Source organism: Brevibacterium casei CIP 102111, assembly GCF_900169275.1.
Classification (GTDB): Bacteria; Actinomycetota; Actinomycetes; order Actinomycetales; family Brevibacteriaceae; genus Brevibacterium; species Brevibacterium casei.
The window spans coordinates 549,166-563,475 of record NZ_FXZC01000003.1 but is presented as its reverse complement, the minus strand read 5'-3'; the positions used below and the strand labels follow the sequence as shown (position 1 = coordinate 563,475).

The 14,310-nt window shown below is 68.0% G+C and carries 8 protein-coding genes, 2 tRNA genes and 1 pseudogene; 5 read left to right on the top strand and 6 right to left on the bottom strand.

Going from position 1 to position 14,310, the window contains the following annotated elements; genetic code table 11:
• Positions 1–63 precede the first annotated feature (63 nt).
• From BC102111_RS18200 to BC102111_RS09625, 4 genes and pseudogenes are all read left to right on the top strand, one after another.
• Positions 64–1,533, top strand: a pseudogene (locus BC102111_RS18200) (APC family permease).
• Between the two features lie 140 nt (positions 1,534–1,673).
• Entirely contained in the window at positions 1,674–3,140 is a 1,467-nt protein-coding gene (locus tag BC102111_RS09640; RefSeq protein WP_232252560.1) for an aldehyde dehydrogenase family protein, read from the top strand.
• 90 nt (positions 3,141–3,230) lie between these two features.
• The gene (locus BC102111_RS18030) at positions 3,231–5,174 is read left to right on the top strand and encodes an ABC transporter transmembrane domain-containing protein (RefSeq protein ID WP_009377672.1); all 1,944 of its coding nucleotides are present in this window, start codon (positions 3,231–3,233) and stop codon (positions 5,172–5,174) included.
• Positions 5,171–7,030 (top strand): ABC transporter ATP-binding protein, encoded by a 1,860-nt coding sequence (locus BC102111_RS09625; RefSeq protein WP_009377673.1) that lies wholly within the window; start codon positions 5,171–5,173, stop codon positions 7,028–7,030. Before BC102111_RS18030 ends, BC102111_RS09625 begins: the two co-directional genes overlap by 4 nt.
• An 81-nt stretch (positions 7,031–7,111) precedes the next feature.
• Here BC102111_RS09625 and BC102111_RS09620 read toward each other — a convergent pair whose 3' ends face one another.
• The 4 genes from BC102111_RS09620 to BC102111_RS09605 all read right to left on the bottom strand — a co-directional run bounded on the left by BC102111_RS09620 (position 7,112) and on the right by BC102111_RS09605 (position 13,115).
• Entirely contained in the window at positions 7,112–9,352 is a 2,241-nt protein-coding gene (locus tag BC102111_RS09620) for an HNH endonuclease signature motif containing protein (RefSeq protein WP_009377674.1), read from the bottom strand.
• 355 nt (positions 9,353–9,707) lie between these two features.
• Positions 9,708–10,220, bottom strand: coding sequence for a hypothetical protein (locus BC102111_RS09615; RefSeq protein ID WP_009377676.1), 513 nt, complete (start codon positions 10,218–10,220; stop codon positions 9,708–9,710).
• A complete protein-coding gene (locus tag BC102111_RS09610) occupies positions 10,217–10,939 on the bottom strand; it encodes a GNAT family N-acetyltransferase (RefSeq protein WP_101624186.1) in 723 nt (240 codons plus the stop codon). The genes BC102111_RS09615 and BC102111_RS09610 overlap by 4 nt, the downstream gene beginning before the upstream one ends.
• 241 nt (positions 10,940–11,180) lie before the next feature.
• A complete protein-coding gene (locus tag BC102111_RS09605) occupies positions 11,181–13,115 on the bottom strand; it encodes an FAD-dependent monooxygenase (RefSeq protein ID WP_101624185.1) in 1,935 nt (644 codons plus the stop codon).
• Positions 13,116–13,291: 176 nt separating this feature from the next.
• On the opposite strand from BC102111_RS09605, the gene BC102111_RS09600 reads away from it, so the two are divergent.
• Positions 13,292–13,972 carry a GntR family transcriptional regulator gene (locus tag BC102111_RS09600; protein ID WP_101624184.1) on the top strand — a complete coding sequence of 227 codons (681 nt, stop codon included), beginning with the start codon at positions 13,292–13,294 and terminating at the stop codon, positions 13,970–13,972.
• 112 nt (positions 13,973–14,084) lie between these two features.
• Here the strand turns inward: BC102111_RS09600 and BC102111_RS09595 are convergent.
• Positions 14,085–14,160: transfer RNA gene (locus tag BC102111_RS09595), tRNA-Phe, on the bottom strand.
• A gap of 69 nt (positions 14,161–14,229) precedes the next feature.
• A tRNA-Asp gene (locus BC102111_RS09590) sits at positions 14,230–14,303 on the bottom strand.
• Between the last annotated feature and the right edge of the window lie 7 nt (positions 14,304–14,310).

The following is a 14,310-nucleotide window of genomic DNA, read 5'->3' as shown; positions in this document are numbered from 1 at the left end:
ACGGGCCTGGGGCATCCTGGCTGGGACATCGTCGTCTGTCAGGGGGATCACATGAGCGCAGATATGGGGCAGCGTACGGAAACGACCCCCACCTCGGCGAGCCTGGAAGGGCGACGGATCGGGACCGCCTCCCTCGTCTTCATGATCATCGCCGCCTCGGCGCCGCTGACCGTCGTCGCCGGGGGAGTGCCGAGCAACTTCGCGGTCACGGGGCTGCTCGGGATCCCGCTGTCGTTCCTCGTCCTCGGCGTCGTCCTCATCCTCTTCGCGATCGGGTATGCCGCGATGAGCAGGCACGTCCACAACGCGGGGGCGTTCTTCGCCTACATCGCGAAGGGGCTCGGGAAGCCGGCGGGCGTCGGGGCCGCGCTCACCGCGCTCGTGGCCTACAACGCGATGCAGATCGGGATCGTCGGGATGTTCGGCTTCGTCCTCTCCTCGATCCTCGATGCGCTCTTCGGGCTCACGGTGCCGTGGGCGGTGTGCGCGCTCATCGCGTGGGCGGTCGTCGGGCTCATGGGCATCGCCCGGGTCGACTTCTCCGCGAAGGTCCTCGGGGCCATCGTCACCGCAGAGTTCCTCGTCGTCATCGTCTTCGACCTCATCGGACTCGTCCAGAGCCCCGAGGGCGTCACCGCCGACGGACTGCTGCCCGATTAGCTCTTCGCTCCCGGGATCGGGGCGGCGCTCGCCTTCTCGATCGCGGCGTTCATGGGCTTCGAATCGGGGGCGATCTACAACGAGGAGGTCACGGATCCGACGCGGACGGCGGGGCGGGCGACGATCATCGCCGTCAGCCTCATCGCCGGGTTCTATGCGCTCTCGGCGTGGGCGATGGTCGTCGGCGTCGGGCCTTCTCAGGTCATCGGGCAGTCGCAGGAGCTCGGTCCCGACCTCATGTTCGCCTTCCTCGCCGACCATGCGCCGGTCTGGTTCGTCGACCTCGCGAACCTCCTCTTCCTCACCTCGCTGCTCGCGGCCCTCGTCGCCTTCCACAACATCGTCGCCCGGTACTTCTTCGCACTCGGCCGGGACCGGGTGCTCCCGACCTTCCTCGCCCGTACCTCGCGGCGCTCGGGTGCGCCGGTCGCCGGCTCGCTCACGCAGTCGGGACTCGCCCTCGTCGTCCTCCTCGTCTTCGCGATCGCCGGAATCGGGAGCACGGATCCGCTCTTCCCCGTCGTCACGCTCTTCACGTGGCTGACGAACATGGGGGCGTTCGGACTCGTCCTCCTCATGGGACTGACGGCGCTCGCGGTCATCGGCTTCCTCCGCACCCGCAGGGACGAGTACTCGACGTGGACGCGGATCATCGCGCCCGGCATCGCCGCGCTCGGACTCTTCGCCCTCTTCGTCGCCATCGTTGCCAACTTCGACGTCCTCATCGGGGCGCGCGAGCCGACCGTGCTCTCGTGGCTGCTGCCGGCGATCGTCCTCGTCCCCGGCCTCGCCGGCACCCTGTGGGCGCTCACCCTGCGCCGCCGAGACCCGCACCTCTATGCAGGAATCGGTTCCGGTGGAAGTCTGGGATGAGAAGGACATACCCCCTGACCCCAACTTGCCGCCCACAGCAATCCGCCGGCCGCCACAACCCGCCTCCCACCGCAACCTGCCTGCCACTGCAGCCCGCCACCTGTCACCCGCGGCAACCCGCCACCACATCAAGGAGAATCATGACCACCCACGAGACCACTGCTCCGGCCGACGCTTCCCAGTCCTCCGGCCCGGCCGCTGACCTCACGACCTTCGGCGGACTGCTCGCCGCGGTCACCGACCCGACCGGGCGGGAGATCCTCGATCCGGCGACCGGCGCGGTCGTCGGCCGCACCCGCGAAGGCAGCCCTGCCGACATCGACGCCGCTGTCCTCGCCGCTGCCGCCGCGCAGCCGGCGTGGGCCTCGCGTCCCGTCGAGGAGCGCAACGACCTCCTCAACAAGGCGGCCGATGCCATCGAGGCGTCTGCCGAGGCGCTGGCCGAGCTGCTCTCCCGTGAGCAGGGCAAACCGCTCAACGGACCGAACGCCCGCTTCGAGGTCGGTGCGTGCGCGGCGTGGCTGCGCGCGAACGCCGCCTTCGCCCTCGAGCCCGAGGTCCTCGTCGACGAGGACGGCACCCATGCGGAGCTCCACTACGCACCGGTCGGCGTCGTCGGGGCGGTGGGGCCGTGGAACTGGCCGATGATGATCTCCGTCTGGCAGTTCGCACCGTCGCTGAAGATGGGCAACACCGTCGTCCTCAAGCCCTCCGAGTACACGCCGCTGTCGGTCCAGGCCCTCGTCGCCGTCGTCAACGAGGTGCTCCCTGCCGATGTGCTCACCGTCGTCCCCGGTGACGGGAAGGTGGGTGCGGCGCTGACCGACCACGACGGCGTCGACAAGGTGATGTTCACCGGCTCGACGGCGACGGGCCAGTCGATCATGCGTGCGGCGGCCGACAATCTGGCCAGGCTCACCCTCGAGCTCGGCGGCAACGATGCGGGCATTGTCCTCGAGGACGCCGACCCCAAGGCGATCGCCGCCGACCTGTTCTGGGGTGCCTTCATCAACACCGGTCAGACGTGTGCGGCGATGAAGCGCCTCTATGTCCCCGATTCGCTCTACGACCAGGTCTGCGAGGCGCTCGTCGAGGTCGCCGGGCAGATGCCGATGGGTGTGGGGCTGGAGGAGGAGAACGTCCTCGGGCCTCTGCAGAACCGGCAGCAGTACGACATCGTCGCTGGCCTCGTCCAGGCGGCGAAGGACGGCGGGGCGACGATCCTCCTCGGCGGGGATCCGGATGAGGATCAGCCCGGGTACTTCTACCCGACGACGCTCGTGGCTGACATCGACAACGACAATGCGCTCGTCGCCGAGGAGCAGTTCGGTCCGGTGCTCCCGATCGTGAGGTACTCCGATCTCAACCAGGCGATCGTCTGGGCGAACGAGCTCGAAGTCGGCCTCGGCTCCTCGGTGTGGGGGACCGACCTTGAGGAGTGCAAGAAGGTCGCGTCACGCCTCGAAGCGGGCTCGACGTGGATCAACAAACACGGCGCGGTCGACCCCCGCGTCCCCTTCGGCGGCGTGAAGAAGTCCGGCTACGGCCTCGAGTTCGGCCTCGAGGGCCTCAAGCAGGTGAGCGTCCCCCACGTCATCAGCTGGTAGGAGCGCGCGATGGCTGCGGTCTGCAGATGAGCCTGCCGCCGGTGAGCCGCCCGCCGAGGCGGTGTAACAGAAGATGTTAGGGTAACCTATGTGCCGCTGACTCCCTCCTCCGGCGCGGCGCTCCTGCGACGCGCGGCCCGCCGCCGTCTCCGCCTCCTCGTTCCCGGGGTCATCGCGATGTCGCTGTGGCAGGTGTGCGAGGCGCTCGTACCGGTGGCCATCGGCATCGTCGTCGACGTCGCGATCATCCCGCGCTCGATCCCGATGCTCAGCGTCTCCATCGCCGGTCTCCTGCTCCTCTTCACCGTCCTCAGCTACGGCTACCGCTTCGGCGCGCGGTGGTGCAACGCCGCCCGCGAGCATGAGGCGCATGCGCTGCGGGTCGAGATCACCCACGCGGCGCTCACCTCGGCGAACCTGCCCGCCGACCGCGCCTCGGGGGAGGTCCTCTCGATCGCGTCGGCCGACGCCGACACCGCCGCGCAGTCGTTCTCGCAACTCGGTCGCGGCATCGCCGCGGTCCTCGGGATGATCACGGCAGCCGTCTTCCTCCTCGTCGCCGATCCCGTCACCGGCCTCGTCGTCCTCATCGCCGTCCCGATCGGCTTGGCCATCGTCTCGCTGCCCGGCCGGTCAGTCTCGGCGAAGGCGAGTGCCCAGCTCGAGGCCGTCGCGCAGGCCGGCCGCTCGGCCGCCGACCTCATGAGCGGGCTGCGCGTCATCAAGGCCCTCGGCGGCGAACGGTGGGCCGCCGAACGCTACCGCGCCACCTCGGATGCCGCCGCCGAGGCGGGTGTCGCCACCGGTGAGCGCACCGGACGCCTGGCCGGCCTCGGCGCGCTTGTCATGTCCGTCGTCCTCGCGATCGTCCTCGTCGTCGCCGGGCTGCGCCTCATCGACGGCCAGCTGAGCATAGGGGCGCTCATCGGCATCCTCGGCATGACGGCCTTCCTCACCGAGCCCATGCGCGCGCTCGCCGACATCGTCGGCCTTTTCGCCCAGTCTCACGGCGCCGCAGCCCGGATCTCCCGCTTCCTCACCGACATCGAACACGTCGACCAGAACGGCACCCCACCGAATCGCGCCGGTGCCGCCCACATCGACCACGCCGGTGCCGCCCAGGTCGACCGCGCCGGCGATGCTGCCGCCGACCGCGACCCCGCCCACGTCGACCCGGCCGACCGCGACCCCAACGCCGTTACCTCCACCAAGGCGACCGGCCCCACACCGACCGACGATCCGGCCCATCCCACAGGCCAACTGGGTCCCGCAGACGTACAGCGTCCTGCGGACCCCCAGCGTCCTGCAGGCCCACAGAGTCCCCGACACCCACAGCGCCCTGCAGGACTACAGCGTCCCGCGGAACCCGAGGTCCACCTCGGCGAGGCCGGTCTGACGGTGCGGAACTGGACGGTGGGAGAGAAGGGGACGTGTGCGTTCAACGCGCCGGTCGCTACGTTCACGTGCCTCGTCGTCGAGGACCACGCGCACGCGTCCGCGTTGGTGACCGCGCTGGTGACCCACGCGCGGGGGCGCACGACCGAGGACATCGTCGTCGCCCCGCACGCGGTCGACCTGTTCGAGGGGACGATCCGCTCGAACATCACCATGCTCCCCGGTGAGCGCGCCGCTGAGGTCGATGTCGAGGTGCTCACCGCCTCGGGCACCGACGAACTCCTCGACCTCGTCGAGGACGGGCTCGACCATCGGATCCTCGAGCTCGGCGGCAACCTCTCGGGCGGTCAGCGCCAGCGCATCGCTCTGGCCCGCGCGCTCCACGCGGGGCCGCAGCTGCTCGTCCTCGACGAACCGACGACCGCGGTCGATGCCGTCACCGAGGCGCGCATCTGTGCGGGACTGACCCGCCTGCGCCGCTCGTCCGAGACGACCGCGACACTCCTGTTCACGAGCTCCCCGGCCTTCCTCGCCGCCGCCGACACCGTCGTCTTCGTCCCGGCCTCCGGCCGTGTCCGCGTGGGCGCGCACGCGGATCTGCTCGACGTTGACGCCTACCGGACGGCGGTGACCCGATGAGCGCGACCGCGACCCCGACCACCCTGCCGATCGCGACGAGACGCGAGGCCTTTGCCCGCCTGGGTCCGCTGCTGCGTGCCCGCGGCTGGTTGATCGTCCTCCTCGTCGTCGCCGGGACCGCGAATGCGGCGGCCGGACTCGTCGGACCGTGGGCGATCGGTCGCCTCGTCGACGAGCTTCCCCGCGGTGCCGGCGCCGAGGTGGTGTGGCAGAGTGCGATCGCGGTGGCGATCGCCGGTGTGGTCATGGCGTTGGGGACGTGGATCGGGGCATGGGCGCTCGCCCGGATCGCGATGCCCGTCGTCGCCGAGCTGCGCACCGAGGTCGTCGATTCGGCGCTGTCCCTCGAGGCGCAGAAGGTCGAACGGACGGGCACCGGCGACCTCGTCTCCCGAGTCGCCGACGACTCCCGGATGATCAGCGAGGCCGCCGCGCTGGTGCTGCCGATCATCGTCGAATCGCTTCTCGTCGTCATCGTCTCGGCCGTCGGCATGGCCGCCATCGACTGGCGGCTGGGGATCGTCGGGCTCATCGCGCTGCCGATGTACTGGCTCACGCTGCGCTGGTATCTGCCCAGGTCGGAGCCCATCTACCGGGAGCAGAGGGCCGCGTTCGGCAGGCGAGCCGGGCGCCTCCTCGGCGGGTTGACCGGAGCGGGGACGCTGCGTGCCTTTCGCGCCGAGGCGGGGGAGCTGCGCCGCATCGATGCGGCCTCCGGTGAGGCGCGGGACCTGTCGATCGGCGTGTTCCGCTTCCTCACCCGGGCGTTCAGTCGGAACAACCGCGCCGAGGCGGTCGTGCTTTCCCTCATCCTCATCGCCGGTTTCGCGCTCGTGTGGTTCGGGGAGTCGACCGCGGGTGCGGTGACGACGGCGGCGCTCGTCTTCCACCGTCTGTTCAACCCGATCGGGGCGCTCGTCGGCCTCTTCGACCAGGTGCAGTCCGCCGGTGCGTCCCTGACCCGGATGGTCGGTGTCATCATCGAAGCCGAATCCTCGCCGAGGCGGGAGGCCGGGGTCGATCGTGCTGCCGGTGGCGCGGACGGCCTCAGTGTCTCCTCGGGCTCTTCGGTCCGACCCGGCCCGACACTCGTGCTCGAGGACCTCTGGTTCACCTATGACAAGGATCCCGCCTCGGCCCATCAGGTGGTCAGAGGAGTGAGCCTGCGCATCGAACCCGGTGAGGTCGTCGCCGTCGTCGGCACGACCGGAGCCGGGAAGTCGACGCTGGCGCGGACCGCCGCCGGCTTGTCGGTGCCGACGCGGGGCCGAGCCGAACTCGTCGTGTCGGGCGGCGATCCCGGCGCAGGTGAGACATCCGAATTCCGCGTCTCCTTCGACACGCTTCCCGAACCGGTGCTGCGCTCGCACATCGCGATGGTCGCGCAGGAAGTCCACACCTTCGCCGGAACCGTGCGTGACAATGTCGCCCTGCCGGTGCCCGGCGCCGGGGAGGACGAGATCGCCTCGGCTCTGCGGGCAGTCGGTGCGACGTGGGCGTTCGAGCTGCCCGACGGGCTCGAGACCGAGGTCGGCGACGGAGGGACACGGCTGAGCCCGGTCCAGGAGCAGTCGTTGGCGCTGGCGAGGCTGGTGCTCGCCGATCCTGATTTCGCGATCCTCGATGAAGCGACTGCCGAGGCCGGGTCCGCCGGAGCCCATGTCCTCGAACAGTCGGCCAGTGCTGCACTTGAAGGCCGCGGTGCCCTCGTCGTCGCTCATCGTCTCAGCCAGGCCGAAACGGCCGATCGGGTTCTCGTCATGGAACATGGCCACATCGTCGAAGAGGGCACGCATGCCGACCTGGTGGCGTCGGGTGGTCGGTACGCCCGTCTGTGGGAGGCGTGGTCGGGTTAGGTTGCTCGTGCGGATCACATGGACGTGTGCAGATCACGTGGACGTGTGCAGATCACTTCGCAGATCGCATGAGGAAGGGAATCAGAACGGCGGTGGTCCGCCGGGATCCCAGACCCAGCGCTTCTTCCGCGGCTTCTTGTAGATGATGTTGCCCTCCGCGGGGACCCATCCGGCCGCTCCGTCTCCGCCTGCGGGCTCCGGGCATTCATCGGCGAATCGTTCGTCGCCCGGTGACGGCGGCGGTTCCTGCCCATCATCCGAGTCGATCGGATCTGTGACGATGGCCTGCATGAGGCGGGCCTGCTCGACGTCGACAGGGTTGTCCCCTGGAGAGAAGATCGCTTCCACACCGTGGGCGAACCGGTATTCGAGCACACCGGGACAGTCCATGCGCACCGCGTATCTGCAGTCGGTCTTCGCCTGGTGGTGGAGTTTGCACAGCGGGTGGAGGTTGCCGAAGACGGTCAGTCCTCCCGAGGCCGGATTATCGTGGTCGAACGGGATGATGTGGTCGACTTCCGACGTCTCTGCTCGACGCCGGCATCCGGGCACACTGCACCATTGCCATTGGGCGACGAGCGTCTGCCTCACCTGAGCGGGAATGTAATAGGACATCGCCTTCGCATCGATCGGGGTGCCGGTCGCAGGATCGGTGAGGATCCGCGTCCACGTCGAACATTGGCCGGCGATCGCCCGAGCCATCTCCGGCGGGATGGGCGAACCGTCGGAAAACGTGCCGGGCAGATCAGCGAGGCCGGCGAGCGAGATGAAGGGCACCGTGGTGATCATCTTCGACTGGCCGCCGAGCCAGAACGGCGTCGTCGGCATCGTCAGACCCAGGTAGAACGCGTATCGGCCCTGTTCGTCTGGATCGGAATCCTCGATCCGGGTCATTTCCCCCTGCCTTGCGTCCGGAGAGCGAACGGAACCATCCGGTCCATCGTCATCCGTCGATCGAGCACCTCCGACCGTCCGGTTCTCCGTGTCGGGACCAGTGCAGTCGACTACGGGCGCACCGCCGACGGGTACTGCGTCGTCGACAGGAATGACATTGCCGAACGAATCGGTGGCTGCTGCCTGGGCAGGAGCAGCTGTCGGTGCGTCGTTGAGACTGCCGGCCGTCGGGGCGACGGGATCACCTTCGTCGACATGGACGCCGCCGAGGCTGCTGGGGTCGATTCCGACGGATCCGACGGCAGTGCCGATCGCCTCGGCGATGTCATGGACGGTGCGGGCATTCTCCAGGTCGAGAGGGATGTCGCGGCTCGAGTTCTGCCCGGTGTCGGTGTCGTGTGCGCGGATGTGGATGCGAGCCTGCGGGATGGTGCGGGTGATGATGTCGAACATCAGGGCGTCGATGCTGCGGTCGTCGTCGATGATCGCTCCTGCGGGCATCTGGTCGGTGAACGCCGCAGTGTTGCCGTTGCGGATGGCTCTCGCGAAGGCCTCGATGCGCAGGTAGCACGCTTGAAGTTCGGCTGACGGTCCGGTGAGCGTCAGGCACGCGGTGCCGTCGGGGAAGGTGGTGATGCCGACTCGACGACGCTCATGGGCCGCCTCGGTGCGCTCTTCCTCGGGCTGGACGATCGAGACCTTGAGAGACAGCGACTTCCTGAAGGTCTCGACTGTGATGTCGGCTCGCCGCTCCTCGAGGTAGCAGTCGATGACGGGGAGGCGCTGGAGCTGGAGGTCCTGGCACATGCGGGTCGCGGCGATCGCATGCTCGATGGTGAACTCGCCGGCGAGGCAGCGAGCGTAGAACTTGGGCAGCCCGTGAACGAGGGTCATCGCCGCAGTGACGTGAGCGTAGGTCGCGGGGATCGTCGAGCCGCGGATCGCCGAGAGCTCGGCGATGTCCTCGGCATGGGAGAGGGAATGGACCCACCCGTAGATGGTCTGGGTCTCCCGGAACTTCGGAAACCCAGGGAGGGGTGCCGGGACAGTGAAATCAGACGCCGAGGTGGGGGCGGCTTCGGGATCCCCGGCAGCGGGTGAAGGAGCCGGGTCGGGATCGACCTCGGAGACCCAGTCGGCCTCGGAGCCGTGTGCCCGGGCGTGACGGCGGGCGGTCTCGGTCAGCGATGCGTGCCGGTACGGGGATTCCGGAGAGGGGTTGAGGAGATCGAGGTGAGCGATGACATCGTGGAGGAAGAGGGATGCGGTCGTCTCCCACGCGGCCAGCTGCGCGCGATCGCAGGCGCTGTAGACGGAGAGCGCATCAGCATAAGGGGAGTCAGGATCTATGCGGAGGCGGCGAGGATCGGGAGGCTCGTCATCGGCGGCACCGCAACCGGCCCCTAGGGGGTCCGAAGGATCCTTCATCGCCGTTCACCTGCCTTTCCACGTCAGTGTGGATCGTTACCCTTAGTGTAGACCGCATCACAAATCGTGTCAATACATATTTCGAAACTGATCCGAACGAAAATTTGGTTGAACTCATTATGCTCATCGAAAATCGCAGGCTGACTCTCGTGAGATCGGGCTGCGTTTGGGACCGCGATCGAGGGCTGCGTTCGGGGCCTCGATCGGGGGCTGCGATCGGGCGCGCCGGACGTTCGGCCACGCCAGAACCGCTCGGCACGGGCGCACGAGTACGCTCGGCACGCGCGCACGAGAACGCCCTCCCACCTCGGCGAGCGAGGGGAGAGGGCGGTGGAACCGGCCGCAGGGGAGGCGGTCAGTCCTCCTGGTAGGCGTTGTCGATGGTCTCGGGCATGCCGTCGATGACGTCGACCTCTTCGACGCCGTCGTCAGCGAGGGCGTCGACGTCGAGGTCGTCGCCGCTGAGTTCGGCGACCTCGGAGTCGTCGTCGCCGTAGGAGACCATCTCGTCGCCGTCGCGATTGCCCTGCTCTGCGGCGGTGATCGGGTCGGTGTCGAGGTCGCCGTCGAGCGCGGGGGCGTCCTGTTCGTCGTCCCAACCCGCATCGTCGATGAGCGCATCGTCGGCACCTTCGATGCCGGTGCCCTCGGGACCTTCGGCGCCGGGTTCGATGTAGGGCTCGTCCTCTTCTTCGGAGTCGGCTTCGAAGTCGGGATCCTCGGCGTCGGCCTCGGCCGCGTCCGCGGTCTCTTCGAGTCCGTCGAGGTCGACGCCGGTGGGCTCGGCGTTGTCCTCTTCCGTCTCCTCCGCATCGAATTCGTCGTCCTGCGTGAGGAAGTCGGCGTCGTCGGTGGGATTCTCGCTCATGGTCGCTCCTTGGATCGGGTCGGTTTCACCTCATTGTCGCACTGTTCCCCGCACTTGCACATGGGTGCTCTCGCCGGTCGCAGCGGTCGGCGCGATGGCAGACCATCGGCAGTGTGGGTTGCCGTTCGCAGCGGCCCGGGCTGCCGTTCGCGGTCGCTCGGCTGACTTTCCCCCGTCCGCGATTGCCTGGGCCGTCGTCCGCGCTGGCTGGGCTGCCGTCCGCGATTGCCCGGGCCGTCGTCCGCGCGGCCTGGGCTGTCGTCCGTGTGAGCCCGGCTCGTCGAACAGCGCAGCCGCATGAGTCCCGCGTTCGTCGGTGCGAAGCCGCACGCGTCGAAATAGAACTCGCGGAGGTGATCGTCGAAGTCGACGTGGAGCCACTCGCAGCCGGCCGCGGTCGAGTGCTCGCGCGCGATCTCGATGAGTCGGCGTCCGATGCCTCGGCGACGGGCGCGCACGGCGACCGCTGTGTCCTCGATGAACGCGTGGACGCCGCCGTCCCAGATGATATTGACGAAGCCGACGAGCCCGACGGCGTCGCGGGCCGTCACCCAGCCGAGGCTGAGCGCCTCGAGGTGGGTGAGCCAGTCGTCGTCGAGGACCCGGTGCTCGAACGCCTCGGCGTGGAGGATGTTGATCTCGTCGTTGGTCACCTCGCCGCGCCACTCGAAGGCGAGAGACCGATCTGTGACAGGGGCAGAGCCGTCAGGAGTGGTCATTGCATGGGCCCTTCTCGATCGGTGCGTTCATGAGCGCATGCTAGCGCCACTGCGCGAAGTCCGGGACAGCGTTGAGCGAAGTCCGGGATTGTGCAGCGCAGATCGCGGCACTGCGCAGCACACGTCCGCGAACCCCGGCGAGTCAGCATCGGCATGATTCCCGCGGCATGCGGCGAGCCCCGCGAGGATCCGCGGGGCTCGCCGTCGGTGGCAGTGAGGCTGGTTCAGGCGCTCAGCCCACTCACACCACCGCCCGGTCTGATTCGATCGTCGCCCGCTCCGGCGCGTCGGTCGCCCGCTCCGATGCGGCGGCTGCCTGGTTCGGTGCAGCGGCAGCGCCGCTCCGCGCGGCCGACGTGTTCTGCGCGGCCGACCCGCTCTGCGCGGCCGACTGCGGTGAGGCGAGGATCGCATCGAAGACGCGGTTGAGCTCGTCGGCGGCGTCGGCCACGGAATCGATCGACCGGTAGGCGACGTAGCGGTCCGGGCGCACGATGACGACGCCCTCCGCGCTGATCCCGCGGTTCTTCATCCATGCCATCCGCACATCGACGTAGTCGCTGCCTTCGAGCCCGACGGTATGAGCCCTGATCCGCAGGCCGCGGTCAGCGGCGATCTGCTCGGCGGCGGCGACCCAGTCGTGACCGTCTTCGCCGGCAAGGACGAGGAAGTGTCCGCCGTCGACGAGACTGCTGAGGGCGAAGCGCTCGTTCGACTTCTCGACGAAGGCATGGGGGAGCGGATGACCCGGTTTCGTCGACGGTTCGTAGAGTCGGACCGCGTCGATGGGCACATAGTCGGGAGAGCCGTCCGATACGACTGCGGTGGAATCGTAGCGGTACCCGAACTCGACGTTGTGGTGGCGGAACTCCATGGTCTGCGTGCCGATCGCGCGGTTGAGCGCGTGGCGCTTCTCTGCGGCGTTGGGCTTCGAGTCGTCCCAGATGGGTTCGAGCTCCGCCCAGTTCTCAGCCGCGGAGGCCTCCGGAGAGAGGTTGAGGGCTCGGTCGATCGTGAAGTGATTCATCGCCGAGGCGACCGCAGCGTTGACGTTGTCCTGATCGACCGGCTTGCGTTCGGCTTCGTAGGAGTCGAGCAGTGCATCGCCGGCTCTGCCCTCGAGCACGAGAGCGAGCTTCCATGCGAGGTTATAGCCGTCGTGGATCGCAGAGTTGAGTCCGAGGCCTCCGGTCGGCGGGTGCCGGTGGGCTGCGTCCCCGATGATGAAGACGTCCCCGGCGCGGAACCTCTCCGCGACGACGCCTTCCATGATCCACGGTGACACCTTGTGGATCTCGAGCGCCGAGCGATCGACGCCGAGCACCGTGCAGAGGCGGGCGATGACCTGGTCGTCCGTGAGCGCCTCGGCATCATGGGTCGCATAGTCGAGGTGGACGACCCACTCCTCGGACTTCGTGCCCCAGTGCTCCGGGCCCATGGCCACGAGGACTCCTGAGGACCATGATCCCCCGAACTCAGGGTTGACGAGCCAGCGGATGAGCACATCGTCGTCGAGGGCCCATTCCGAGAGGTCGGCGGAGAAGTGGACCGAGACCATCATCATCAGGTCCGTCGGTCCGGTCATCCCGACTCCGAGGGCCGGACCCACCGTGCGGCCCCGGTCCGCGGCGATCGCATACCGGGCGCGCACCGTGTATTCGGAGCCGGAGTCCTTGTCGAGCACTGTCGCGAGGACTCCCTCGTCGAGGAGCTCGACAGCGGTGACCTCGTGATTGAACCGAACGCCGTCGGGACGTCGGTGCAGTCTGCGCGCGTGGTCGAGGAGCAGAGGCTCGAGTCGGATCTGCGGAAGGTTGCATGTGCGCTTCGCACTCGCCGCGATGTAGTCGGGGTCGGTGTAGCCGCCTCCCCAGACCTCGAGGTGGCCGAGGCGACGACCGGAGTATTCGTGATCGCCGACGAGACCGGCGTACCACCCAGTGCTCTTCATGTTCTCCGCTGGGGTGCTGCGCTCCTCGATCGCCGGCGCCACCCCGAGCTCCTCGAAGATCTCCATCGTGCGCTGATTGAGCACGTGGGCCTTCGGCAGCTTCGACGTGTAGGGGAGTGAACTCACCAGGAGGTGATCGACTCCGAGTTTCGACAGGTTCATCGACGCGGACAGTCCTGCGCCTCCGCCTCCGATGATGAGCACGGGTACTTCGATGTCAGCCATGGTGCCTCCTTGCATCCTGGCGCCGGTGCTTCTGTGGCACCGACGGTGGTCCGACGGGAGCGACGAAGTGGACCGCCGCGTGACCTCCACGGTATGAGCTGAATCACTATATTGCAATAGAAAAAAGATATTTTGGCAGGGTCTCGTCGAAATACGCATATGTCTATACTGGCGACATGGCTGCATCTCGGGTCGGAAGCACTCTGTCCGCCGAAGCGTATGACCGTCTGCGGGCGGAGCTTCTGCGGGGATGCTTCACGCCCGGCTCCAAGCTGCGCATCGGCGAGATCGCCGACCGGTTCTCCGTCAGCCCGTCCGTGCTTCGTGAGGCGATGACGAGACTGGCTCAGGACGGACTGCTCAGCGCCAGCCCCCAGCGAGGGTTCTCGGTTCCCGAGCTCACTGCGGGTCTGCTCGAAGATCTCACGCGTGCGCGCCGGATCATCGAAGCCGCCGCGCTGCGGGAGTCGATCGCCGACGGCGATCTGGCGTGGGAGTCCCTGGTGCTGGCGGCCCATCACACGCTTGAGAAGACGCGCTTCACCGACGAGGGCGGGCACATCACCGGGGAGTGGGATCGCGCTCACAGGGCGTTTCATGCCGCCATCCTCGCCGGTGGACGGAGTGAGACCCTGGCGAAGGTCGCGACGGATCTGCGTGCCCGCTCCGAACTCTTCGTCCATTGGTCCCGCGAGCTCGTCGCCGATGAGACCCGCGACGTGCCCGAGGAGCATCGGCGGATCGCCGAGCTCTCGGTCGCCCGTGATGTCGCCGGCGCTGTGGAGGCGCTCGAATGCCATATCCAGCGGTCCGCCGACGTGCTCATCGCGAGTGCGGGCTCTCAGATCAGCGCGTGACCGTTCCACTGGGGGCGTGATCGATCCACCGGGGGAGTGCCCTGATTATGCCCGTGAACGTTCTGCCGGCGAATGCGAAGAACCCCGCGGAATCCGCGGGGTTCTCGTTCTGTGGTGGCTCCGACCGGCGTCGATCCGGTGACCTTTCGATTTTCAGTCGAACGCTCTACCAACTGAGCTACAGAGCCTGGTCGCCGACATACGTGATGCATGCCGAGAGAAACAAAGGCTCTTCCGAAGAAGAGCCTTATGCTCCGCGACCCTGACGGGACTCGAACCCGCGACCTCCGCCGTGACAGGGCGGCGCGCTAACCAACTGCGCCACAGGGCCTTGCTGT